The sequence below is a fragment of the Neobittarella massiliensis (ex Bilen et al. 2018) genome (genome assembly GCF_900289145.1).
In the GTDB taxonomy this organism is placed as follows: domain Bacteria; phylum Bacillota; class Clostridia; order Oscillospirales; family Ruminococcaceae; genus Neobittarella; species Neobittarella massiliensis.
On sequence record NZ_OKQO01000003.1, the window covers coordinates 43,700 to 67,901 of the forward strand.

Genomic DNA, 24,202 nt, shown 5'->3' on the forward strand with positions numbered 1-24,202 from the left:
AAACGCAAAATGGCTTATGTACCCGTACCCAAAGACTTGACGAAAGTCAAAACCAAGGTCGCGTTCAATTTAACCAAGAGGCAGCTTGTCTGCTTCGGCTGCGGGGCGCTCATCGGCGTGCCGCTTTTCTTTTTGCTCCGGGGGCCTGCTGGCAACAGCGTAGCGGCCATGTGCATGATGCTCGTCATGCTGCCTTTCTTCATGCTGGCGATGTATGAAAAACACGGCCAGCCCCTGGAAAAGATCATCGGCAACATCCTCAAGGTGGCCGTCATCCGGCCCAAGCAGCGCCCCTACCGCACCAACAACTTCTATGCCGTGTTGGAACGGCAGGCAAATCTCGACAAGGAGGTGTATGACATTGTTCGCGGCAAAGACAAAGCGGCAGGCCGAACCGGCAGAGCCGCAGACCAAACCCCGGCGTAAGCTGACCCGCGCCGAACGCAAACAGATCGAGGCAGCGATTGCCCGCGCCAACCGCACAGGCAAAAAGGAACAGTCCGCCCAGGACAGCATCCCCTATGAGCGGATGTGGCCGGACGGCATCTGCAAGGTGGCGGATGGCCGCTACACCAAGACCATCCAGTTCCAGGACATCAACTACCAGCTGAGTCAGAACGAGGACAAGACCGCCATCTTTGAAGGCTGGTGCGATTTCCTCAACTACTTCGACAGCTCCATCTGTTTCCAGCTGTCCTTTTTGAACCTGGCGGCGTCCCAGGAGACCTTCGCCAACAGCATCACCATCCCGGCCCAGGGGGATGACTTTGACCCCATCCGGGTGGAGTACACGCAGATGCTGCAAAACCAGCTGGCGCGGGGCAACAACGGCCTCATCAAGACCAAGTACCTGACCTTTTCCATCGAGGCCGACAGCATCCGCTCCGCCAAGCCCCGGCTGGAGCGCATCGAGACCGATCTGCTGAACAACTTTAAGCGGCTGGGCGTGGCCGCCGAGGTCCTGGACGGCAAAGCCCGGCTGGCCCAGCTTCACGCCATCTTCCACATGGACGAGCAGGCGCCGTTCCAGTTCGAGTGGGACTGGCTGGCTCCCAGCGGCCTTTCCACCAAAGACTTTATCGCTCCGTCCGGCTTCGAGTTCCGCACCGGCAAGCAGTTCCGCATGGGAAAGAAGTACGGGGCCGTCAGCTTCGTGCAGATTCTGGCCCCGGAGCTGAATGACCGTATGCTGGCGGATTTTCTCGATATGGAAAGTTCCCTCATCGTCAACCTGCACATCCAGTCGGTGGACCAGGTGAAAGCCATCAAGACAGTGAAACGGAAGATCACCGACCTGGACCGTTCCAAAATCGAGGAACAGAAGAAGGCCGTCCGCGCCGGGTATGACATGGACATCATCCCCCCCGACCTTGCCACCTACGGGGCCGAGGCCAAGAAGCTGTTGCAGGACCTGCAAAGCCGCAACGAGCGGATGTTCCTGGTGACGTTCCTGGTGCTGAACACCGCCGACAATCCCCGCCAGCTGGGCAACAACATCTTCCAGGCGAGCTCCATCGCGCAGAAGTATAACTGCCAGCTGACCCGGCTGGACTTCCAGCAGGAGGAAGGCTTGATGTCCTCTCTGCCGCTGGGGCTGAACCAGGTGGAAATTCAGCGGGGGCTGACTACCAGCTCCACCGCCATCTTCGTGCCGTTCACCACCCAGGAGCTTTTTCAGAACGGCAAGGAGGCGCTGTACTACGGCATCAACGCCCTGTCCAATAACCTCATCATGGTGGACCGCAAGCTGCTGAAAAACCCCAACGGCCTGATTTTGGGCACGCCGGGCAGCGGCAAATCGTTCAGCGCCAAGCGTGAGATCGCTAACTGCTTCCTGCTCACCAGCGATGATGTCATCATCTGTGACCCGGAGGCCGAGTACGCGCCGCTGGTGGAGCGCCTGCACGGGCAGGTCATCAAAATCTCGCCCACCTCCACCAACTATATCAACCCGATGGACCTGAACCTGGACTATTCGGACGATGAAAGCCCGCTGTCGCTGAAATCCGACTTCATCTTGTCGCTGTGCGAGCTGATCGTGGGCGGCAAGGACGGATTGCAGCCGGTACAGAAAACCATTATTGACCGCTGTGTGCGGCTGGTGTATCAGGACTACCTCAACGATCCGCGCCCGGAGAATATGCCCATTCTGGAGGATCTGTACGACCTGCTGCGGGCGCAGGACGAGAAAGAGGCGCAGTACATCGCCACGGCGCTGGAAATCTACGTCACCGGCTCCCTCAACGTGTTCAACCACCGCAGCAACGTGGACATCAACAACCGCATTGTCTGCTACGACATCAAGGAGCTGGGCAAGCAGCTGAAAAAGATCGGTATGCTGGTGGTGCAGGACCAGGTGTGGAACCGCGTCACCATCAACCGGGCGGCCCGCAAGTCCACCCGCTACTACATCGACGAGATGCACCTGCTCTTGAAAGAGGAACAGACCGCCGCCTATACGGTGGAGATTTGGAAGCGGTTCCGTAAGTGGGGCGGCATTCCCACGGGCATCACGCAGAATGTCAAAGACCTTTTGAGCAGCCGCGAGGTGGAAAACATCTTTGAAAACTCCGACTTCGTGTATATGCTCAACCAGGCGGGCGGTGACCGGCAGATTTTGGCCCGGCAGCTAGGCATTTCCCCGCACCAACTCAGCTATGTGACCCACTCCGGCGAGGGCGAGGGCCTGCTGTTCTACGGCTCCACCATCCTGCCCTTTGTGGACCACTTCCCCAAGAATACCGAACTGTATCGCATTATGACCACCAAACCCCAGGAAATGAAGGAGGCTGATGGACGATGAAACCCGAAATTCTGCATAACGACCACATGATGTTTCTGGACCGGGCGCTGGAAACCCAGCGCACCGCGCTCCTGACGGCGATGGCGGATGCCGTTTCCGAGTGCCGCACGGCGGCGGACCAGGCCGCTGAACTGACCGAGACCGGCGAGACCGGCCTGCTGCGGCTGGTGGAGATTCTGTGCGCCGCCAAGGTCCAGCGCGGGCAGGCCGGTGAGACTGTGCTGGAGGGCACCGAGGTCCAGATTTTGGCCGACGTGGTGGCCCAGCTCTACGCCTGCCTGACCGAGTGCCGCTTTGCGGGTCCGCTGGGGCTGGCGGCCTATGCGGAGCTTTCCAGCATGGCGGCCTCCCTCATGCTGGGGGAATGGTTTGATTAAGGAACCGCGCCTGCGCTTCACGGAGGAAGAACGGGCAGACCCGGCGCTGGAAAAGCCCATCCGCAAGGCGGAAAAGGCCGCCGCCAAAGCGGACAAGGCGCAGGCAAAAATCCCGAAAAAGCAGGTCAAGCAGGCCGAGGTGGACCCAAAGACCGGCAAGGTCACGACCAAGCTGGTGCTGGAGGATAAGCCCCGGCCGCCCTCCAAACTGTCCCATACGGTGCGGGACGCGCCGGGCAACGCGGTGGCGGGTAAGCTCCATCAGGAGATACGGGAAACTGAGGATGACAACGTGGGTGTGGAGAGCGCCCACAAGTCCGAGGAAGCCGTGGAGACCGGCGTGCATCTGGTCCGGGAGGGCTACCGCAGCCACAAGCTGAAACCCTACCGCAAGGCCGCCCAGGCCGAGCGGAAGTTGGAAAAGACCAACATCGAGGCGCTGTTCCAGAAATCCGTCTATGAAAACCCTGCGGCGGCCAGCAACCCGCTGTCCCGCTGGCAGCAGAAACAGCAGATCAAGAAGCAGTACGCCGCCGCCAAACGGGCCGCACAGTCTGGCGGGACCGCCGCCGGTGCCGCCCAAAAGACCGGCAAGGCGGCCAAGACGGTCAAGGAGAAAGCCCAGCAGGCCGGGGCCTATGTGATGCGCCACAAAAAGGGCTTTGGCATCGCCCTGGGCCTATTTTTAATCGTCTGTTTGCTGCTCAACACCATGTCCTCCTGTTCCATGATGGCGCAGAGCATCGGTTCGATGATCTCCGGCACCACCTACCCCTCCGATGACCAGGAGCTGGTGGCGGTGGAGGCCGACTACGCCGCCAAGGAGGCCGCGCTGCAAGCCGAGATCGACAACATCGAGAGCAGCCACCCCGGCTACGACGAGTACCGCTATGACCTGGACATGATCGGCCACGACCCGCATGAGCTGGCGGCCTATCTGTCCGCCGTCTTGCAGGGCTACACGCGGGCAAGCGCCCAGGCGGAGTTGGAACGCATCTTCGCAGCCCAATACCAGCTGACGCTGACCGAGGAAGTGGAGGTGCGCTACCGCACCGAGACCCGGACGGACAGCGAGGGCAACGAGTATGATGTGGAAGTGCCCTATAACTATTACATCTTAAATGTGACCCTCACCAGCAAGCCCATCTCCTCCGTGGCTTCGGAGCTGCTGACGCCGGACCAGCTGGAAATGTACCAGGTGTACCGGCAGACGCTGGGCAACAAGCCCCTGATCTTCGGCGGCGGGTCCGCCGACACCAGCGATTCCGAGAGTTTGGCCGGTGTGGAGTTTGTCAACGGCACCCGGCCTGGCAATCAGGCGGTGGTGGACATCGCCAAAAGCCAGGTGGGCAACGTGGGCGGCCAGCCCTATTGGAGCTGGTACGGCTTTACCTCCCGCGTGGAGTGGTGCGCCTGCTTCGTGTCCTGGTGCTACGGCCAGATGGGGCTGACGGAGCCGCGCTTTTCGGGTTGCCAGTCCCAGGGCATCCCCTGGTTCCAGTCGCACGGACAATGGGGCGGGCGGGATTACGCCAACATCGCCCCCGGCGACGCCATCTTCTTCGATTGGGACCTGGACGGCAGCGCCGACCATGTGGGCATTGTTGTCGGCACCGATGGCAGCCGGGTCTACACTGTGGAGGGTAATTCCGGCGACGCCTGCAAAATCAAGAGTTATTCCTTGACCTACGAGTGCATCAAGGGCTACGGCTTGATGAACTGGTGACAAATTTTTATGAAGAATAGGAGTGATTTGACTATGGCAAAGAACAAAATCGAGCGCATCGACCAGGAGATCGCCAAAACCCGCGAGAAGATCGCGGAACAGCAGGAAAAGCTGAAAGACCTGGAAGCGCAGAAAACCGAGGCGGAGAACCTGGAGATCGTCCAGATGGTGCGCGCCCTGCACATGACCCCGGCCCAGCTGTCCGCCATGTTGTCCGGCGGCATGGTGCCCGGCCGGGCGGCGGCTCCCGCCAATCCCGAACAGGAGGAAATGACCCATGAAGAATAAGAAGATTTTCAGAACCCTTGCCGCCCTTTGCACCTGCCTGATGCTGATGGGCGGCTTTTCTGTGACCGCCTTTGCCCAGGGCGCTGACCCTGCGCCCACGGCCACACCGGCTGCGGACGCCACCAATGACAGCAACGTGGTGGTGGAGGAAACTGAGGACAGCCCTGCCCTGACCCCGGAGGGCAACGCGGCCCTGGTGGATGACTTTGGCGGCAACAAGCAGCTCATCACCGTCACCACCAAGGCAGGCAACTACTTCTATATCCTCATTGACCGCGCCAACGAGGACAAGGAGACCGCCGTTCACTTCTTGAACCAGGTGGACGAGGCTGACCTGGAGGCCCTGATGGAGGACGGCGAGACGGCGGAGGAAACGCCCGCTGTCTGCAACTGCACGGAAAAATGCGCCGCCGGTGCGGTGAATACGGCCTGCCCGGTGTGCGCCGTGAACATGGCGGAGTGTACGGGCCAGGAGCCGGAACCTACGCCCGCCCCGGAAACAGAGCCGGAGCCGGAACAGGAACCGGCGGGGCTGAACCCGGCGATGCTGCTGGTGGTGCTGGCTGTGCTGGGCGGCATCGGTGCGCTGGTCTACTTCAAATTCATCAAGCAGAAGCCCAAGACCAAGGGCAGCGACAACCTGGATGATTACGACTACGGCGAGGACGATACCGAACAGGAGGATGCGGACCCCTGGGAGACCGAGGAATCTGACGAGCCGGAGGACGCCGGCGGGGGCGGCGATGAGGAAAGCGAGAACTCGGCCAAATGACCCGGTTCACCGACAGCCCCTATGAACCCATGATGACGCGCAGGCCGGAGGGCGGGAAGGCGGCTTCCCGTCCTCCCTCTTTATCTCCCGGCCACCCCTGTTATGGCTGCGGAAACTACCGCCCCGGCCAGCCCTGCGTGGGTTTCTGCCACAAAGAGCTGACCGCGTGGCTGCGTGAAAGGAGAAAAGCAAAATGAATTATTTTATCCAATTTCTCATTGTGTTCGACCTGATCTGCTTCGGCGTCTACTTTGGCGGCGACATCATTTGCACGGCGCTTGCCAAGGTGCGCAAAAAACCGGGCCAGAAAGACCCCTATGAATTTGAGGTGGAGGACGAACCCGCTGAACCGCCGCTGTCTATCGACGCCATCCGCCACTTGTTCCGCGGCGAGGTCCGCGATTTTGTCTGCAACAAACTTCTGCCCAGTGGGCAGGAGACGCTTTCCGCCCTGACCGAGCCGGAGCAGACAGCGGCCAGGTTCCTGTTCTGCGCCTTGATCGGCTATCTCAAAGAGGAAGCCCCGATGGATGAGCAGAGCTTCCCGATGGTGATGGAGATGCTGAACTACGCTGAGGGCGCGAAAGAGGACGGCGACAAGGACGTGATCGACATTCTGATGGAGGAAACCGCCGCCAGGACCCGCCAGCGCGAGGAATATTTCAGCGATTACCGCCGTTACCAGCTCATGCAGGTGGATAAGGCGCGGGTGCTGCTGGCCTGCCGGGTCATCATCAACGACCTGCTGGGAAAGCTGTACCGCTATGATTACAACGTCGGCTATGACTGCCTTCTGGACGATGGAAACAGTGTTTCCAGAAAACTGAAAAAATCTAATGCAGAAATGGAGGTTGAGGAAGATGCGCCTTGTGATCGCTGAAAAGCCCTCGGTGGCAAAATCCCTGGCCGCCGTGCTGGGGGCCACTTCCCGCAAAGACGGCTACCTGGAGGGCGGCGGCTGGCTGGTGAGCTGGTGCCTGGGGCATCTGGCCGGGCTGGCGGATGCCGCCGCCTACAACCCCGACTATGCCAAGTGGCGCTATGATGACCTGCCCATTTTGCCGGAAACCTGGCGTTTTACCATCGCCAAGGATAAGCGGAACCAGTTTGACGTGCTGCGCACCCTGCTGTGGCGGGAGGACGTGACCGAGGTAGTCAACGCCTGCGACGCCGGGCGCGAGGGCGAGCTGATCTTCCGCACGGTCTACTGCCTGGCGGGCTGCCAGAAGCCCATGAAACGGCTGTGGATTTCCAGCATGGAGGATTCCGCCATCCGGGATGGCTTTGCCAACCTGCGCCCCGGCGCGGACTATGACGGGCTGCACCAGGCGGCCCTCTGCCGGGCCAAGGCCGACTGGCTGGTGGGTATCAACGCCACCCGGCTGTTTTCGGTGCTGTACCACCGCACCCTCAATATCGGGCGGGTCATGTCCCCGACGCTGGCCCTCATCGTCCAGCGGGAGGCCGAGATCGACGCCTTCAAGCCGGTGCCGTTCTATACCGTGGCGCTGGACCTGCCCGGTTTTACCGCTACCAGCGCCCGGATGGACAAGAAAGCCGATGCCGAACAGTTGAAAAGCGCCTGTCAGGGTTTGGCCGCCACGGTCAAACAGGTGGAGCGCAAAGACAAATCCGAGAAGCCGCCCGCCCTCTATGACCTGACTACCCTCCAGCGGGACGCCAACCGCCTGCTGGGTTATACGGCCCAGCAGACGCTGGACTATCTGCAAAACCTCTATGAAAAGAAGCTCTGCACCTATCCCCGTACCGACAGCCGCTACCTGACCTCCGACATGGCCGAGGGCCTGCCGGTGCTGGTGAATTTGGTCGCCAACGCCATGCCATTCCGCAAGGGCATCGCCATTTCCTGTGACACGGGGGCGGTCATCAACGACAAGAAAGTGACCGACCACCATGCCGTGATTCCCACCCGAAACATCCGGGAAGCGGACCTGTCCGCTCTGCCGGTGGGCGAACGGACCATTCTGGAGCTGGTGGCCCTGCGGCTGCTGTGTGCCGTGGCCCCTCCCTATATCTATGATGAAACTTCTGTCACGGTGGACTGCACCGGTGCGGAGTTTACCGCCAAAGGCCGCACGATGAAGCAGCCTGGCTGGCGGGCGCTGGACGCCGCCTACCGAGCCAGCATGAAAAATGCGGAGCCGGACAAAGAGGCCGAGGACAAGGCCCTGCCGGAACTGACCGAGGGCCAGGAGCTGCCGGTCACGGGGGCCGCCGTCAAGGAGGGTAAGACCACCCCGCCCAAACACTTCACCGAGGACACGCTGCTTTCTGCGATGGAAACTGCCGGGAAGGACAATATGCCGGAGGACGCCGAGCGTAAAGGGCTGGGCACCCCCGCCACCCGCGCCGGGATTTTAGAGAAATTGGTCTCCTCCGGCTTTCTGGAACGCAAAAAGAGCAAGAAAACCGTGCAGCTTTTGCCGTCCCACGACGCCATTTCCCTGATTACCGTCCTGCCGGAGCAGCTGCAATCCCCGCTGCTGACCGCCGAGTGGGAGTACCGGCTGGGCGAGATCGAGCGCGGCGAGCTGACCCCGGAGGATTTCATGGCCGAGATCACCGCCATGCTGAAGGAGCTGGTGGGGACTTATCAGGTCATCAAGGGCAGCGAGTACCTGTTTGCCCCGCCCCGCGAGGTGGTGGGCAAATGCCCCCGCTGCGGCGGTGAGATTGCAGAAATGCAAAAAGGCTTCTTCTGCCAGGACAAATCTTGCAATTTTGCAATCTGGAAGAATAACAACTGGTGGGCAGCGAAGCGCAAGCAGCCCACCAAGGCCATTGTGGCGGCGCTGCTGAAAGATGGCCGCGCCCATGTGGCGGGGCTGTACTCCGAGAAAAGCGGCAAGACCTACGACGCCACCGTGGTGCTGGAGGATACCGGCCAGTACGTCAACTTCAAGCTGGAATTTGACCGGCAGAAAGGCGGCGGCAAATGAAACTGAGTTTGTATGAACAGGAAACCATTATCCTCTACAACCAAGCCGAGGCCACCGCCGAGGTCTATTCCCACGACCCGCGCCTGCTGGAAAAGCTGCGGCGGCTGGCCGAGAAGTACCCGGATCAGATCGCGAAAAAGGACCGCCAGACCTTTACGGTGCCCAAACGCTGCGTGTCGGTGCGGGAGCCGTACAGCGACCAGCGCCGCAAGGCCGCCAGCGAACGGGCCAAGGCTGCCGGGTATAAACCGCCCGTCCCGAAAGCGGGCGGCAAGTAAGCATGGGCGAGAGCGTCTTTGAAGTCGTAAAACAGTCCGTCACCGCCAGAGAGGCGGCGGAGCTTTACGGCATCGCGGTGGGGCGCGGCGGCATGGCCTGCTGCCCCTTCCACGATGACCGCCACCCCAGCATGAAGGTGGACACCCGTTTCCACTGTTTTGGCTGCGGCGCAGACGGCGACGTGATCGACTTCACCGCTAGGTTCTACGACCTGTCCCCTAAGGAGGCCGCCGAAAAGCTGGCCCAGGATTTTGGCCTTTCCTATGACAGCAAGGCCCCGCCCCGGCGAAGCTATGTTCGGCAAAAATCCGAGGCACAGGTGCGGAAAGAAAAGCGCGAACACGGCTGGCGCGTCCTGACGGGCTACTATCACTTGCTCCGAAAATGGGAGGCCGACTATTCCCCCAAGACGCCGGACGAGGCCCCGCACCCACGTTTTTTGGAGGCCATCCAAAAGAAAGATTACATGGGCTATCTGCTGGACACCTTTCTCGACAGCAGCACCGAGGAACAGGACCAGTGGATCGCAGAACACACCGCTGAAATTTCGGCCATAGAGAGGAGAGTGAACATCATGGCTGACAAACCCACCAACCGAGAACGGTTGCAGCAAATCACGGCGGGCATTGAACAGGGGATCAAGGAACTGTTCGAGAGCGAAAAGTATATGCGCTACCTGTCCGTAATGTCCCGGGTCCACCGCTACTCCGTCAACAACACCATGCTCATCTATATGCAGAAGCCGGACGCCACGCTGGTGGCCGGATACAACAAGTGGAAAAATCAGTTTGAGCGCCATGTGAAGCGCGGTGAGCATGGCATCACCATCATCGCACCCACGCCGGTCAAGAAAAAGATCGATGAACAGAAGCTGGACCCGGACACCAAGGCCCCCATCCTGGACGCGGAGGGCAAGGCGGTCATGGAGGAACGGGAGGTTGAAATTCCCATGTTCCGCCCGGTGAAGGTGTTCGATGTGAGCCAGACGGACGGGAAACCGCTGCCGGAGCTGGCGTCCACCCTTTCCGGGAGTGTCCAGAACTACGAGGCTTTCATGGAGGCCCTGCGCCGGTCCGCGCCGGTGCCGCTCTCCGTGGAGCCGATGGCCGCCAACATGGACGGGTATTTCTCGCCGGACCAGCAGCGCATCGCCATCCGGGCAGGCATGAGCGAGGTGCAGACCGTTTCCGCCGCCGTCCATGAGATCGCCCACAGCAAGCTGCATAACTACGCCCAGGTCCAGGAGGAAGCGGCCAGGGCCGGTGACAAGGAGCCGCCCAAGAAGAAAGACCGCAACACCGAGGAGGTGGAGGCCGAGAGCATTTCCTACGCGGTTTGCCAGTATTACGGTATCCAGACCGGCGAGAACAGCTTCGGCTACATCGCCAACTGGAGCCAGGGTAAGGAGCTGCCGGAGTTGCGTGCCAGTTTGGAGACCATCAACAAGGCGGCCGGGGAACTGATCGCGGACATTGACCGGCATTATAAGGTTATCTGCAAGGAGCGCGGCATTGACCTGACTGCCCAGCCGGAACAGGCGGTGCCTCAGTCGGCCGCAGAGGAAACACCCACCACGCCTGAACCCAGCACCGAGTACCGCGAGGCCCTTCTGGTGCTGGACGATACCACCTATCTTCATGTTCAGCTCTGCGACACCGGCTGGGACTACACGCTCTACGATGTTGCGACCATGAAGCAACTGGACGGCGGCCAGCTGGACGCGCCGGAGCTGCCCCTGTCCACCGCCGCGCTGAAAATCTGCGAGATGCACGACATGGGCGGCCAATCCATCCAGTATGCGCCGCTGTCCATGATTGAGACCTTGCAGGAGGCGGCTGTCCAGCAGATGCAGGCAGCGGCCAAGGCCGCCGCCCCGGAAACCACCCAGCTGCCGGACGCCCCGGAGCAGCATCTGGACGAATACCCCATGCCGGACCCGACGCTGACCCAGGACGATTTGGAAAAGTGCGGCTATCTGGACGGGGACCTTCTGCCCCTTTCCAAAGAACGCGCCTATGAGCTGATGGAGCGCGACCTGACCGTTTACATCATCCAGCAGGGTGAGAATCCGGCGATGGCTTTTGATACCACTGACCTGGATGCCCATGACGGTATCTTTGCCGTTACTCGCGAGGAATGGGAGGAAAGCACGGCTTTCGATGCCCAGGTCAAAGAGCGTATGGACCACCAGCAGGAACGGGAGCAGGCGTTCCTCGACCATAAGGGCGACTGCTTTGCCATTTATCAGGTGAAGCACACCGATGAGCTGCGGGACATCCGCTATGAGGGGCTGGAATGGATCAAGTCCATCGGGCAGACGGTGCAGCGAGACAACTACGATCTGGTCTACACCGCGCCGCTGACCCCCGGCGACCTGAAAGGCAGCGTGCTGGACAATCTTGAATACCGCTTCAACAATGAACACCCCGCCGACTACCGCCACCCGTCCATGAGCGTCAGCGACATCGTTGCCATCAAGAGGGACGGCAAGGTATCCTGTCACTACTGCGACAGCTTCGGCTTTGCCGAGGTTCCCGGCTTCCTGCCGGACAACCCGCTGAAAAATGCGGAGATGGCCGTGGAGGATGACTACGGCATGATCGACGGTATCATCAACAACGGCCCCAAGGAGCAGACGGTGGCCCAGCTGGAACAGCAGGCCCGTAGCGGCCAGCCCATTTCCCTGATGGACCTGGCTGCCGCCGCCCACCGGGAGGACCGGGATAAAAAGAAATCCGTTGTGGAGCAGCTGAAAAGCCAGCCCAAACCCGAACATAAAAAGACAGCGCCCAAAAAGAGCGCGGAAAGGGAGATCTGATATGAACGCTTTGACCTTTGAGGAAACCAACCTGCTGTGCATCTACAACCCCGGCACCCGCCAGGGGGCCATCGAGGCCCTGACCGAGATGCGCGGCCACTTGCAGGCGGACGAGACCGAGCTGCTGGCCCTGACGGACAGCACCCACGCCAAGCTGCGTGCCATGACCGACGCCGAGTTTGACGAGCTGGAACTGTACCCGGATTTTGACGAGTAACCCGCTGTTTTAACCAGCCGGGACGGCCGCCGTGCCGCCCCATTTTCATATCCGAAGGAAGGGAGGATAGAACCCCATGCCAACCAAAGCAGAACAATATGCGCAGATGGCCGACCAGGTGGCGCGGCAGCTCACCGGCAGCTGGCAGGAGTGGGCGGGCTTTCTCACCACCGCCGCCCGACTTTACAAATATCCGTTCCATGAGCAGATGATGATCTACGCCCAGCGCCCGGACGCCACTGCCTGCGCCGAGTACGACCTGTGGAACAACCGCATGGGCCGGTATGTGCGGCGCGGGTCCAAGGGTATCGCGCTGGTGGACGATTCCGGGGACCGGCCCCGGCTGCGGTATGTGTTTGATATTTCTGACACCGGCACCCGTGAACACTCCCGCACCCCCTGGCTGTGGACGATGAACGAGGAACACGCCGCGCCGGTCATGGCGATGCTGGAGAGTAGCTACGGTGTGGGCGGCGAAGAACTGCCCCAGCAGCTGGCCGATGTGGCCGCCGGTCTGGCGGAAGAATACTGGACGGATCACTGGCAGGACATTCTCTATATCGTTGACGGTTCCTTTTTGGAGGAGTACGATGAGTACAACATCGAAGTCCAGTTCAAGTCCGCCGCCACGGTCAGCATCACCTACGCCCTGATGTCCCGCTGTGGGCTGGAGCCGGAGCAGTATTTCGGCCATGAGGATTTCATGGCGATCTTCGACTTCAACACCCCTGCCACCGTGGGGGCGCTGGGCACGGCGGTCAGCCAGATAAACCAGCAGGTGCTGCGGCAGATCGGCGTCACCATCCAGAACTATGAGCGTGCCAAGAGCGCGGAAAGGAGTGCCACACATGGAGAACAACCTGACTTACACGAGGAACGGCGATTACCTGATCCCCGACCTGAAGCTGTCCGAACAGCCGGAGAAGCCCCTGGGCAAGTACGGCAGGATGAGGAAAGCGTATCTGAAGGAACACCGGCCCATCCTCTACAACCAGCTGCTGATGACCGAGAAGCTGTACCCGCACCTTCGGGAGATCGACGAGACCGCGAACAGCCGTCTGGAGCAGATGATGCCCCGGCTGGCAGAGTCGGCGGGCGCGACGGAGGCGCTGAAAGCTCGCGACCCGATGGCCTGGGTGGGCCTGATGAACACCTGCAAGGCCCAGGCGGAGGAGATTCTGCTGGCGGAACTTATCAACAGCTGACCTTAAACCTGTTCCTCTCCGAAGCGGAACAAATCCAAAGAATAGACGAAGCAGAGAGTGTGAAAACGCCCTCTGCTTTTTCTATGCCAAAACCCGCTGCGCAGGCGGAACCTGTGCGCCGGGCGCTGACCCAGGCGGAAATCGACGCCGCCATCCAGGAATGGAACGGCAATATTGAAAGTAAGAACGCGGTTGTCCGCTACATGAAGGACCACGCCCGTGAAAAGGATACCGCCGCCTGGCTGCGGCAGGAGTACGGCGATGACCTCCCGGCCTTACCTGTGACGGTGGACGGCGCGGTGGGCGACGTGCCCTGGCCCAAGGTGCAGCGCCGGATCGCCCAGCTCATCAAGGAAGATCGGTTCTATACCGAAGCGGAGCAGGACCGATTTGACAACATCGACCCCATCGCCATTCGGGAGGCCCTGGCCGAGCGCGGCATCGTGAACGGCCAGGTGGTGGACCCGGAAAAGCTGGACAACGATCCGTTCATCCAGCAGGTCATGCGGGATGTGGAGGCCGTCGCGGCCGAGGAACAGGCCGAGGCAGCGGCAAAGCCGCCTGTGCCTGACTTATCCGGCCAGCCCATCACCCGCGAGGGCGACACCCTCACCATCGGCAGCGGTGAACCTACCCATGAGATCGACATCACCGTTTCTGACGAGGAATATGAGGCTATCCGGCAGACTATCCCGGAAACAGAAGAGCCTATCGCCTACGACCCCGCAACACCCCCTTACCATGTGGGCGATACGGTCTATCTGGACAATCAGGAATACCAGATCACCGAACTGCGGGAGGATACGGTGCAGCTGCTGCCTACCGGCATGAGCTATCCCATCTTCCGGGCTGAGAGCCGGGAGCGGTTCGAGCAGCTTCTACAAAACGACCTGCGAAACGGCCCCGTTACCGAGTTCCTTTACGTTGACCCGGAGAAAGCGGACCAGGACCTGCGAGAAGTGCTGACTTCCGGCCTGTTTACCCGGCACGACAAGGAGTATATTTCTCACTGGCTGCGGGATGGCGAGGGCAACACTAAAATTGCCCAGCGGTTATCTGAGCTGTATTCCGGGCGCGTGGAAACGATGGACCTTGTGACCGGCGACATAGCGGACTACCGCACCTTCACCACCAGCGTTGAGGTGGAGATCCTGGACCATGAGGAACGAAAACTTACGACCCTGGCATACCACTGGGATGAACTGGCTCCGCTTCTCCGGGGACTGTATGTGTATGAACTGGACGGCTTCTTCCAAGACCCGGAAGGCTTTAAGCGGTATGTGGTAGAAGAAACATCGGATGCGTTTGAAGAACCCTTCATTATTCGCGACCAGCAGACGGGGCGCTATTATGATCTGGATGATATATACCAGACCTTTGAAACAAGGAAAGAAGCCGAAGCCTTTGCGGTCCGGTTGAACACGCCCTTCCTGGAAGGAATCCCATCTTACCAGGTGGGCGATCAGGTAACGCTCCCTGCGCCCGACCACCCCATCGCCGGCACGATTGATGCCATTGAAGATACAACGGTCCGTATTTATACCGGGCCTTACACCTGGAGTTATGATGTCATCAGCCGGGAACAGTTTGAAACCTGGCTGCGCCAGGATGAGCGAAATGCCGGACTGTTCACGCCGGACACCAGAGAAACCCCTGCGCCGGAAATCACCTCCGAGCCGGTAACGGTCTATCCCGGCGACAAAAACGGACTTCCCTATGATGTGGTGGTGGAACGGCTACACATAGACGAGCCGGAACCCACGCCGCCGGAACAGCGTCCGCCTGAGAATTTCCGCATTCTGGACGATGACCTGGGGAAAGGCGGGCCAAAGGAAAAGTTTTGGCGCAACATCAAGGCGATTGCCACGCTGAAGCAGATCGAGCAGGAAAATCGCTATGCCACCCCAGAAGAACAGCATATTCTCTCACAATATGTGGGCTGGGGCGGCGTGGCGGATGCCTTTGACCCGGACAAACCCGCGTGGGCCGCCGAGTATGTGGAGCTGAAAGAACTGCTGACCCCGGAGGAATACGCTGCGGCCAGGGCCTCCACCCTCAACGCCCACTACACCAGCCCCACCGTCATCCGCGCCGTTTATGAAGCCGTGGAGCGGATGGGCTTCCGCACCGGCAACATTTTGGAGCCGTCGATGGGCGTGGGCAATTTCTTCGGGTTACTGCCGGAGAGCATGGCCGGGAGCCGTCTGTACGGCGTGGAGCTGGACAGCATTTCCGGGCGCATCGCCAAGCAGCTCTACCCCAAGGCCGACATCACCGTGGCGGGCTTCGAGACCACTGACCGGCGGGACTTCTATGACCTTGCCATCGGCAACGTCCCTTTCGGACAGTATCAGGTAAACGACAAAGCCTACAACAAGCTGGGCTTCAACATCCACAACTACTTCTTCGCCAAGGCGCTGGACCAGGTGCGGCCGGGCGGCGTGGTAGCTTTCGTCACCAGCCGCTATACAATGGACGGCAAGGATTCTACCGTGCGCCGATATCTGGCCCAGCGGGCCGAGCTGCTGGGGGCGATCCGTCTGCCCAACAACTCTTTCCGCGCCAACGCCGGGACCGATGTAGTGTCCGACATCCTGTTTCTGCAAAAGCGGGACCGTCCGCTGGACATCGCCCCGGACTGGACGCAGACTGGCCGGACCGAGGAAGGCTTCACGGTCAACCAGTATTTTCTGGATCACCCGGAGATGGTGCTGGGCCGCCCTACCGCCGAAAGCACCCAATACGGCAAACAGGATTACACCGTGGCCCCCATCGAGGGGCTGGAGCTGGCCGATCAGCTGCACGATGCCGTGAAGTACATTCGCGGCACCTACCAGGAGGCCGCGCTTCCGGAGTTGGGCGAGGGCGAGGACATCGACGAATCCCTCCCGGCTGACCCTAACGTGAAGAACTACTCCTACACGGTGGTGGACGGCGCGGTGTACTTCCGGGAAAACAGCCGCATGGTGCGCCCTGACCTGAACGCCACCGCCGAGGCCCGCGTCAAAGGGCTGGTGGGGCTGCGGGATTGTGTGCAGCGGCTCATCGACCTGGAGATGGACGCCGCCACGCCGGATGCCGACATTCGGGCGCAGATGGCCGAGTTGAACCGCCGCTATGACGATTTTTCCGCCAAGTACGGACTTATCAATGACCGGGCGAACCGGCTGGCTTTTGCCGATGACAGCAGTTATTACCTGCTCTGTGCGCTGGAGGTGCTGGACGAGGATGGCCGGTTGGAGCGCAAGGCAGATATGTTCACCAAGCGCACGATTAAGCCCCATGAGGCTGTCACCACCGTAGACACCGCCTCCGAGGCCCTGGCAGTCTCCATTTCTGAAAAAGCCTGCGTGGATATGGCCTACATGGAACAGCTCACCGGCAAAACCGGCGAAGAATTGGCTGACGAGCTGCGCGGTGTCATCTTCCGTGTGCCGGGCCAGACTGAGCCGGACGGAACTCCACATTATGTGACCGCCGACGAGTACCTGTCCGGCACCGTGCGCCGGAAACTGCGCCAGGCCCAGCGGGCGGCGGAGCAGGACCCGGCCTTTGCGGTCAACGTGGAGGCCCTGACTGCCGCCCAGCCCAAAGACCTGGACGCTTCCGAGATCGAGGTGCGGCTGGGCGCAACGTGGATCGACAAGGAGTATATCCAGCAATTCATGTACGAGACCTTCGACACGCCTTTTTACCTCCAGCGCAGCATTGAAGTCCACTACACCCCCTTTACGGCGGAGTGGCAGATCTCCGGCAAAAATGTTGTGGGGCAAAACAACGTGGCCGCCTATTCGACCTACGGGACCGGCCGCGCCAATGCCTATAAAATCCTCGAAGATTCCCTCAATCTGCGGGACGTGCGAATCTACGACACCGTGGAGGACGCGGACGGCAAGGAGCGCCGGGTGCTGAACGCCAAGGAAACCACCCTGGCCGCGCAAAAGCAGCAGGCCATCCGGGATGCTTTCCGCGACTGGATTTGGCGCGACCCGGAGCGGCGGCAGGCGCTGGTGCGCCAGTACAACGAGGAAATGAACGCCACCCGCCCCCGCGAATATGATGGCAGCCACATTGTTTTTGGCGGCATGAACCCGGCCATCACCCTGCGGGAACATCAGAAAAACGCCATCGCCCATGTACTGTACGGCGGCAACACGCTGCTGGCCCATGAGGTGGGCGCGGGCAAGACCTTTGAAATGGTGGGGGCCGCGATGGAGGCCAAGCGCCTGGGCCTGTGCCAGAAATCCCTCTTTGTGGTGCCAAATCACCTGACCGAACAGTGGGCTTCGGAGTTCCTGTGTCTGTACCCGTCCGCGAACATCCTGGTAACGACCAAAAAGGACTTCGAGAAGCACACCCGCAAGAAGTTCTGCGCCCGCATCGCCACCGGCGACTACGACGCCATCATCATGGGTCACTCCCAGTTCGAGAAGATCCCCATCAGCAAGGAACGCCAGGAGCGGCTGCTGCATGAGCAGATTTGGGAAATCACCGAGGGCATCGCCGAGGTGGAGGCCAGCGGCGGGGAACGGTTCACCGTCAAGCAGCTGGAACGCACGAAAAAGTCTCTGGAAGCGCGGCTGGAAAAGCTGCAAGCCGAGGGCCGCAAGGACGATGTGGTGACGTTTGAACAGCTGGGCGTAGACCGGCTGTTCGTGGACGAGGCGCACAATTACAAGAACCTCTTTCTCTACACAAAAATGCGCAACGTGGCGGGCCTCTCCACCACGGATGCGCAGAAATCTTCAGATATGTTCGCCAAGTGCCGCTACATGGACGAGATCACCGGCAGCCGGGGCGTCATCTTTGCCACCGGCACGCCGGTTTCCAACTCTATGACCGAGCTTTACACCATGCAGCGGTATCTCCAGTATGACCGCCTGCAAGAGCTGGGCATGGCCCATTTTGACTGCTGGGCCTCCCGCTTCGGCGAAACCGTGACGGCGCTGGAGCTGGCCCCGGAGGGAACCGGCTACCGGGCAAGAACAAGATTCAGCAAGTTTTTCAACCTGCCAGAGCTGATGAATCTCTTTAAGGAGGTCGCGGACATTAAAACCGCCGACCAGCTGCACCTGCCCACGCCCCAGGTGGAGTACCACAACATCGTGGCCCAGCCCACCGAACAGCAGCAGGAAATGGTGAAGGCGCTCTCGGAACGCGCTTCCCTGGTACACAGCGGCACGGTGGACCCGTCCCAGGACAATATGCTCAAGATCACCAGCGACGGGCGCAAGCTGGGGCTGGACCAGCGGATCATCAACCAGCTGCTGCCGGATGAGCCGGGCACCAAGGTCAATCAGTGCGTGGACAATATCATGCAAATCTGGCGGGATGGCGAGGCTGACAAGCTGACCCAGCTGGTGTTCTGCGACATCTCCACGCCCCAGGCCCGGCCCGCCAAAAAGGTAGCCAAGGCGCTGGACAACCCGACCCTCTACGCTTTGGAGGACGCGGTGCCGCTGGATGAGCCGGAACCGGCCTTTACGGTCTATGAGGACATCCGGCAAAAACTCATCGACCAGGGCGTACCCGCCGAGCAGATCGCCTTTATCCATGAGGCCAACACCGAGGTGCGCAAAAAAGAGCTGTTCTCCAAGGTCCGCACCGGCCAGGTGCGCGTCCTGCTGGGCAGCACGGCTAAAATGGGCGCGGGCACCAACGTCCAGGACCGCCTGGTGGCACTGCATGATCTGGACTGTCCGTGGCGGCCCGGCGACCTGGCCCAGCGAAAGGGGCGCATCGAGCGCCAGGGCAACCAGAACGAGACCGTCCATGTGTATCGCTACGTCACCGAGGGGACTTTCGACGCCTACCTCTGGCAGACGGTGGAAAACAAACAGAAATTCATCAGCCAGATCATGACCTCCAAATCGCCGGTGCGAAGCTGCGACGATGTGGACGAAACCGCGCTGTCCTTTGCCGAGATCAAGGCGCTGTGCGCCGGAGACCCGCGCATCAAGGAGCGTATGGACCTGGATGTGGACGTGGCGCGGTTAAAGCTGATGAAGGCCGACCACCAGAGCAAGCAGTACCGCCTGGAGGACCAGCTGCTCAAAACCTTCCCGGAGGAGATCGAGAAAAACAAGGGATTTATCGCCGGGCTGGAAGCGGATATGAAAACGCTGGCGGAACACCCGCACCCGGAGGACGGCTTTGCCGGGATGGAAGTCCGTGGCGACACCCTCACCGACAAGGAGAACGCCGGGGCGGCGCTGCTGGACGCCTGCAAGGAGGTCAAAGGGACCGACCCGGTGCCGGTGGGCAGTTACCGGGGCTTCGCTATGTCGGTGTCGTTTGACGCTTTCCGACAGGAGTATATGCTCCTGCTGAAAGGCCAGATGACCCACCGGGCGACGCTGGGCACAGACCCCCGTGGCAACCTCACCCGTATCGACAATGCGCTCAGTCAGATGCACCAGCGGCTGGAGGCGGTGAAGAACCAGCTGGACAATCTCTACCAGCAGCAGGCCGCCGCCAAGGCGGAGGTGGGCAAGCCCTTCCCCCAGGAGCAGGAACTGCGGGACAAATCTGCCCGGCTGGCCGAACTGGACGTACTGCTGAACATGGACGGCCGGGGCCGACCTGCGCCGGAGGCGGTGCTTGCCAAGAGCAGCCGCCCCTCGGTGCTGGAGGGGCTGAAACGCCCGGTGCCGCCGCGCTGCTCCGAAAAGAAACCCAAACACCACGAACAGGAGGTGCGATAACATGAATCCCGACAAAAACGCGGTCCTCTATGAGAAGATGGCCGCCGAACAGGACAAGTTCCGGGACTGGCTGAAAAGCCAGCCCCCGGAGGAAATTCTAAAGCATACCTATGAGTACACGGTCCGGGAGGATATTTTGATGGCGATGGAGGAGCTGGACCTGCCACAAAGCCGGGCCGCCGCGCTGCTGGCGTCGCCGTCCCCGCTGGCCGATGTCTACAAGGAGTTTTCTGACCGGGAGACTTCCTACATGGATGTGGTGCGGGACAGCATTGAGCAGCGGGCCGAGGCGGCGCTGGACGCCCAGCGGGAACTGCCGCTCTACCGGCACGACGCCACCTATGCCCGCGAACAGGGCGACCTGGATTTGTACCGGGCGTCCCGCCGCGCCAACATCGCCTGCAAGGAGGCCATTGAGGCATCCATTTCGGAACATTACCGGGACAACCGGCTGGACAAGGATGCGGTGCCCCAGGTGATCGAGCAGTTCGGCTACACCCGCACCCTCTATGTGCTGGCAAACACCGTACAGCAGAAAGATTGGGATGAGCGTTTCAGCCCGGCCAACAAGGCGTGGGCAAAGACGGTGGACATCCCATCCAACCCGGACGGCTTCGGCGGCGAACGCAATCTGGACTTTGTAGTGGACAGCCACTCCGGCCTGGTCGATCTGTTCTTAAGCCAGGCGCGGCAGGATTATCTGCGGCTCCAGCCGCTGACGCCGGAGGAAATCCGCGCCGAGGCCGCCCGGCTCTTGCAGGAGCTTCGTGCGCCGGATACGCCCAACAGCCCCCACGGCACCCACTATATAGCCCGCGTTTCGCCGGACTTTCTGGCCCGCGCAGGTTCCCAGGCCCACGACCAGCTGATGACGCTGCTGCCATTCCGCAGTCTGGCGATCACCGGCATGAAGGACCTGCCCGGCACCTATATCACCATCCTGGCCAGCGAGGACCGCAGCAAGGATCTGCGCCCGCCCCGCCGCTCTGTCCGCCGCCAACTGAAACAGGAGCCGCGCCCCGCTGAAAAGAAAGCTCACATCCATAAGAAAAAGGAGCCGGAACGGTGAGCGCCCCCAAGCGCAAGCGGGAAGTACAGCTGAACTTCCGGGTCTCGCCGGAAGAACTGGCGCTGATCGAGCAGAAGATGGCCCAGCTGGGGACAAAGAACCGGGAAGCCTACCTGCGCAAGATGGCCCTGGACGGCTATGTGGTGCGCCTGGAACTGCCGGAACTGAAGGAGCTGGTGTCCCTGATGCGCTATTCCAGCAACAACTTGAACCAGCTGGCCCGCCGTGCGCATGAAACCGGGCGCATTTACGACGCTGACCTGGAGGATATATCCCGGCGGCAAGAGGCTTTGTGGGATGGGGTACATCAGGTATTGACCCAGCTGGCAAAGCTGTCGTGACAGGGGCATACGCCCCGGCTGTGAGGGAGGTCCGGCGCGTGCGGGCTGCATCGCCGGGCCTCCCTCTTTTTTCTTTGTCGGTATCGTTGCGTTTTGGCGGGTTGTGCTTGATAATGGAGTCAGAAACGAGGTGATGGCTGATGTTGACGTTTGAAAACGTCTTGGAGATTTTTCAAGAATACCTGCTGCGCGACCCGGAGGAAGAAGTTCTCCCTTGTAAACGCGGCTATGTCCGATTGACCTGGGACAAGGATTCCCGCTACTGTGTGGATGGCATTCTCTGCCGGACCCCGGAGGAACTGTTCGATATACTTCTCTCGGATTTTCAGGATTTTGCCATGATCTGCCGGACGCGGGGGCGCCGGGAGGTGACAGAGGCGGACGAAAAGGCCGTAGAGGAACTGTGCCAGCCATACCTGGACTGGCGGAAGGAGGCGCTGAAATGAGAGCGGTGCTGTTTATTTTGAAATTGGGGCTGAAAATCCTTGCCGCGCCGGTAGTGCTGGCGCTGACGCTGTTCACCTGGCTGTGCTTCGGGCTGCTGTATGTGTCCAGCTTTATCTTCGGCCTGGCCTCCACAGTGGTGGCGCTGCTGGGGATCGCGGTGCTTGTGATCTACTCGCCGCAAAACGGCGTGATCCTGCTGGTGATTGCCTTCCTGGTCAGCCCGCTGGGCCTGCCGATGGCCGCCGCCTGGCTGGTGGGCAAGGTGCAGGACCTGCGATATGCGATCCAGGACGCGGTGTATGGTTGAATTGGAAGCGAAGAATTGCCGGGAGTGATTGACCGGCAATTTTTTGACTTTACTTTCGTGCTAATTTTGCGTATAATATTAGCATGAAAGGAAGGTGAAGAACGTGAGCCAATTTCAACAGCTGGACCAGCTGATGGAACGTCAGGATGGGATGCTGCGCACCGGGCAGGCCCTCGCGGCCGGGATCTCAAAACCTGTTTTTTATCAATTCGTGCAGTCTCGTGGGCTGGAACAGGCGGCGCATGGGATTTATCTTTCCAAAGACGCCTGGGTGGACGCCATGTATCTGCTGCATCTTCGTTGTCCGCAGGCGGTTTTTTCCCATGAAACGGCGCTGTTTTTCCACGACCTGACCGACCGGGAGCCGCTGGCCTATTCTGTCACGGTCAAGACAGGGTACAACCCCACCCGGCTCAAGGACGAGGGCGTCCAGGTCTTTACCATCAAGGCGGAGCTGCATGAGGTCGGCCTGACAACCGCGCAGACCCCCTTCGGTCACGATGTGCCGGTCTATGATATGGAACGGACGATCTGCGATGTGCTGCGCAGCCGGAGTCATATCGAGATGCAGACATTCCAGGACGCTTTGAAAGCGTATGCCCGCCGGAAAGACAAGGACCTGCGGACGCTGGTGCGCTATGCCAAGCTGTTCCGGGTCGAGAAGATTTTACGCCAGTATTTGGAGGTACTCCTATGATAAAGACAGCCAGACAGCTGAAAGATTTGATCCGTAACCTGTCAAAGAAAAATGCTGCGGATGCGCAGGTTTTGATGCGCAACTATATGATGGAGCGTTTTCTGGAACGCATTTCTCTCTCGTCCTACCGGGACAAATTCATCCTCAAGGGTGGGATGCTGGTGGCCGCGATGGTCGGTCTGGACGCCCGCTCTACGATGGACCTGGACGCAACGGTCAAGGGGGCCAACGTCAGTGTCGAGGATGTGGAGAACATGATGGCCGAGATCATCGCTGTTCCCATTGATGACGGCGTTACCTTCCAGGTGAAAAGCATTTCAGAAATCATGGATGAAGCGGAATATCCCGGCATCCGGGTCACGATGACAACGCTCTTTGACGGGGTGCGCACCCCGCTGAAAATCGACATTTCCACCGGCGACGCCATCACCCCTAAAGAGGTGCGGTACAGCTTCAAGCTCATGCTGGAGGACCGCTCCATCGAAGTTTGGGCCTATAACCTGGAGACCGTGCTGGCCGAAAAGCTGGAAACCATCATCACCCGCACCACGACCAACACCCGTATGAGAGATTTTTACGACATCGCCATCCTGCAACAACTCTATGGCAGCACTCTGGACCGGCACGTTCTCCATGACGCGCTGCTGGCGACAGCCCACAAGCGCGGCACCGAGCGCCATCTGGCCGAGGCCGCCGAGGTCTTTGATGAAGTGGAGAACAGCCCGGTCATGCAGGACCTGTGGGCGGTCTATCAGCAAAAGTTCTCCTATGCGTCCGACCTTGGCTGGGATACGGTCATGGCTGCGGTCCGTCAGCTGTTCGCTCGTTGCGAGGGCACGGTATGAAAAAGCGTGGACACTACTGCAAGGTCTGTGGCGAGTATAAGGCAAACGAAAAGTTTTCCGGCAAAGGCCATGCCGCGCACATCTGTAAAACCTGCGCCGCTCTCCCGCCAGAAAAGCAGGCGGAAGAAATGACGCTTACCCGGCTTGTCAACCTTCCCTGGCGATTATCTAAAGAACAGCTTTCATGGCTGAAGAAACGGATGAAAGACAGGCGGGATGCCGTGCGGGCCTTGGCAACGGAGCAGTATGAAATGCGGTTCCCGCCCAGGATGGAGCTGGATGAATTGGAAGATGGTATTGAGGAAGATTTCGATTTTGATATGGACGAGGAAACTGATATAGAGTAA

General features: G+C 60.3%; 19 protein-coding genes. All 19 read left to right on the forward strand.

The features are described from left to right. Positions 1-9 precede the first annotated feature (9 nt). The 19 genes from C6Y32_RS04705 (at position 10) to C6Y32_RS04810 (ending at position 24,202) form a co-directional block, all read left to right on the forward strand. Positions 10-426 (forward strand): PrgI family protein, encoded by a 417-nt coding sequence (locus C6Y32_RS04705; protein WP_007045884.1) that lies wholly within the window; start codon positions 10-12, stop codon positions 424-426. Beyond that, positions 356-2,803 carry a VirB4-like conjugal transfer ATPase, CD1110 family gene (locus tag C6Y32_RS04710; RefSeq protein WP_243562545.1) on the forward strand — a complete coding sequence of 816 codons (2,448 nt, stop codon included), beginning with the start codon at positions 356-358 and terminating at the stop codon, positions 2,801-2,803. The genes C6Y32_RS04705 and C6Y32_RS04710 overlap by 71 nt, the downstream gene beginning before the upstream one ends. After that, positions 2,800-3,180: a DUF3851 family protein gene (locus C6Y32_RS04715; protein WP_105204180.1), complete on the forward strand. Its 381-nt coding sequence runs from the start codon at positions 2,800-2,802 to the stop codon at positions 3,178-3,180. Before C6Y32_RS04710 ends, C6Y32_RS04715 begins: the two co-directional genes overlap by 4 nt. Then, a complete protein-coding gene (locus C6Y32_RS04720; RefSeq protein WP_105204182.1) occupies positions 3,173-4,906 on the forward strand; it encodes a C40 family peptidase in 1,734 nt (577 codons plus the stop codon). The genes C6Y32_RS04715 and C6Y32_RS04720 overlap by 8 nt, the downstream gene beginning before the upstream one ends. Before the next feature lie 33 nt (positions 4,907-4,939). Next, complete coding sequence (locus C6Y32_RS04725) at positions 4,940-5,194, forward strand: DUF4315 family protein (RefSeq protein WP_105204183.1); 255 nt, start codon at positions 4,940-4,942, stop codon at positions 5,192-5,194. Next, on the forward strand, positions 5,184-5,966 hold the full coding sequence (locus tag C6Y32_RS04730; RefSeq protein WP_105204185.1) for a DUF4366 domain-containing protein: 783 nt from the start codon (positions 5,184-5,186) through the stop codon (positions 5,964-5,966). The genes C6Y32_RS04725 and C6Y32_RS04730 overlap by 11 nt, the downstream gene beginning before the upstream one ends. A 193-nt stretch (positions 5,967-6,159) precedes the next feature. Next, positions 6,160-6,846 (forward strand): conjugal transfer protein TraG, encoded by a 687-nt coding sequence (locus C6Y32_RS04740; RefSeq protein ID WP_105204189.1) that lies wholly within the window; start codon positions 6,160-6,162, stop codon positions 6,844-6,846. Next, positions 6,827-8,926: a type IA DNA topoisomerase gene (locus C6Y32_RS04745; RefSeq protein WP_105204191.1), complete on the forward strand. Its 2,100-nt coding sequence runs from the start codon at positions 6,827-6,829 to the stop codon at positions 8,924-8,926. Before C6Y32_RS04740 ends, C6Y32_RS04745 begins: the two co-directional genes overlap by 20 nt. Continuing rightward, positions 8,923-9,204 (forward strand): hypothetical protein, encoded by a 282-nt coding sequence (locus C6Y32_RS04750; RefSeq protein WP_054334839.1) that lies wholly within the window; start codon positions 8,923-8,925, stop codon positions 9,202-9,204. The genes C6Y32_RS04745 and C6Y32_RS04750 overlap by 4 nt, the downstream gene beginning before the upstream one ends. Positions 9,205-9,206: 2 nt before the next feature. Further along, the gene (locus C6Y32_RS04755) at positions 9,207-12,023 is read left to right on the forward strand and encodes an LPD16 domain-containing protein (protein WP_105204193.1); all 2,817 of its coding nucleotides are present in this window, start codon (positions 9,207-9,209) and stop codon (positions 12,021-12,023) included. Position 12,024: 1 nt separating this feature from the next. Continuing rightward, positions 12,025-12,240: a transposon-transfer assisting family protein gene (locus tag C6Y32_RS04760; protein WP_105204195.1), complete on the forward strand. Its 216-nt coding sequence runs from the start codon at positions 12,025-12,027 to the stop codon at positions 12,238-12,240. Positions 12,241-12,316: 76 nt separating this feature from the next. Then, positions 12,317-20,149, forward strand: a complete 7,833-nt coding sequence (locus C6Y32_RS04775; RefSeq protein WP_475600676.1) for a DEAD/DEAH box helicase family protein — start codon at positions 12,317-12,319, stop codon at positions 20,147-20,149. A gap of 1 nt (position 20,150) precedes the next feature. Further along, the gene (locus C6Y32_RS04780; protein WP_105204198.1) at positions 20,151-21,218 is read left to right on the forward strand and encodes a DUF3849 domain-containing protein; all 1,068 of its coding nucleotides are present in this window, start codon (positions 20,151-20,153) and stop codon (positions 21,216-21,218) included. After that, positions 21,215-21,559 (forward strand): plasmid mobilization protein, encoded by a 345-nt coding sequence (locus C6Y32_RS04785; protein WP_105204200.1) that lies wholly within the window; start codon positions 21,215-21,217, stop codon positions 21,557-21,559. Before C6Y32_RS04780 ends, C6Y32_RS04785 begins: the two co-directional genes overlap by 4 nt. 140 nt (positions 21,560-21,699) lie before the next feature. Then, on the forward strand, positions 21,700-22,005 hold the full coding sequence (locus C6Y32_RS04790; RefSeq protein ID WP_105204202.1) for a hypothetical protein: 306 nt from the start codon (positions 21,700-21,702) through the stop codon (positions 22,003-22,005). Beyond that, complete coding sequence (locus C6Y32_RS04795; RefSeq protein WP_105204204.1) at positions 22,002-22,313, forward strand: CD1845 family protein; 312 nt, start codon at positions 22,002-22,004, stop codon at positions 22,311-22,313. The genes C6Y32_RS04790 and C6Y32_RS04795 overlap by 4 nt, the downstream gene beginning before the upstream one ends. Positions 22,314-22,416: 103 nt before the next feature. After that, positions 22,417-23,010, forward strand: coding sequence for a type IV toxin-antitoxin system AbiEi family antitoxin domain-containing protein (locus C6Y32_RS04800; RefSeq protein WP_105204206.1), 594 nt, complete (start codon positions 22,417-22,419; stop codon positions 23,008-23,010). Further along, complete coding sequence (locus tag C6Y32_RS04805) at positions 23,007-23,855, forward strand: nucleotidyl transferase AbiEii/AbiGii toxin family protein (protein WP_105204208.1); 849 nt, start codon at positions 23,007-23,009, stop codon at positions 23,853-23,855. The genes C6Y32_RS04800 and C6Y32_RS04805 overlap by 4 nt, the downstream gene beginning before the upstream one ends. Next, positions 23,852-24,202: a hypothetical protein gene (locus tag C6Y32_RS04810; protein ID WP_105204210.1), complete on the forward strand. Its 351-nt coding sequence runs from the start codon at positions 23,852-23,854 to the stop codon at positions 24,200-24,202. The genes C6Y32_RS04805 and C6Y32_RS04810 overlap by 4 nt, the downstream gene beginning before the upstream one ends.

What these genes read in the sequence shown, in the direction of transcription:
- C6Y32_RS04805 (WP_105204208.1), top strand. Translation starts at nt 23,007, where the DNA reads ATGATAAAGACAGCCAGACAGCTGAAAGATTTGATCCGTAACCTGTCA.
- C6Y32_RS04715 (WP_105204180.1), top strand. Translation starts at nt 2,800, where the DNA reads ATGAAACCCGAAATTCTGCATAACGACCACATGATGTTTCTGGACCGG.
- C6Y32_RS04740 (WP_105204189.1), top strand. Translation starts at nt 6,160, where the DNA reads ATGAATTATTTTATCCAATTTCTCATTGTGTTCGACCTGATCTGCTTC.
- C6Y32_RS04760 (WP_105204195.1), top strand. Translation starts at nt 12,025, where the DNA reads ATGAACGCTTTGACCTTTGAGGAAACCAACCTGCTGTGCATCTACAAC.
- C6Y32_RS04705 (WP_007045884.1), top strand. Translation starts at nt 10, where the DNA reads ATGGCTTATGTACCCGTACCCAAAGACTTGACGAAAGTCAAAACCAAG.
- C6Y32_RS04790 (WP_105204202.1), top strand. Translation starts at nt 21,700, where the DNA reads ATGTTGACGTTTGAAAACGTCTTGGAGATTTTTCAAGAATACCTGCTG.
- C6Y32_RS04750 (WP_054334839.1), top strand. Translation starts at nt 8,923, where the DNA reads ATGAAACTGAGTTTGTATGAACAGGAAACCATTATCCTCTACAACCAA.
- C6Y32_RS04780 (WP_105204198.1), top strand. Translation starts at nt 20,151, where the DNA reads ATGAATCCCGACAAAAACGCGGTCCTCTATGAGAAGATGGCCGCCGAA.
- C6Y32_RS04710 (WP_243562545.1), top strand. Translation starts at nt 356, where the DNA reads ATGACATTGTTCGCGGCAAAGACAAAGCGGCAGGCCGAACCGGCAGAG.
- C6Y32_RS04795 (WP_105204204.1), top strand. Translation starts at nt 22,002, where the DNA reads ATGAGAGCGGTGCTGTTTATTTTGAAATTGGGGCTGAAAATCCTTGCC.
- C6Y32_RS04810 (WP_105204210.1), top strand. Translation starts at nt 23,852, where the DNA reads ATGAAAAAGCGTGGACACTACTGCAAGGTCTGTGGCGAGTATAAGGCA.
- C6Y32_RS04775 (WP_475600676.1), top strand. Translation starts at nt 12,317, where the DNA reads ATGCCAACCAAAGCAGAACAATATGCGCAGATGGCCGACCAGGTGGCG.
- C6Y32_RS04745 (WP_105204191.1), top strand. Translation starts at nt 6,827, where the DNA reads ATGCGCCTTGTGATCGCTGAAAAGCCCTCGGTGGCAAAATCCCTGGCC.
- C6Y32_RS04725 (WP_105204183.1), top strand. Translation starts at nt 4,940, where the DNA reads ATGGCAAAGAACAAAATCGAGCGCATCGACCAGGAGATCGCCAAAACC.
- C6Y32_RS04755 (WP_105204193.1), top strand. Translation starts at nt 9,207, where the DNA reads ATGGGCGAGAGCGTCTTTGAAGTCGTAAAACAGTCCGTCACCGCCAGA.
- C6Y32_RS04730 (WP_105204185.1), top strand. Translation starts at nt 5,184, where the DNA reads ATGAAGAATAAGAAGATTTTCAGAACCCTTGCCGCCCTTTGCACCTGC.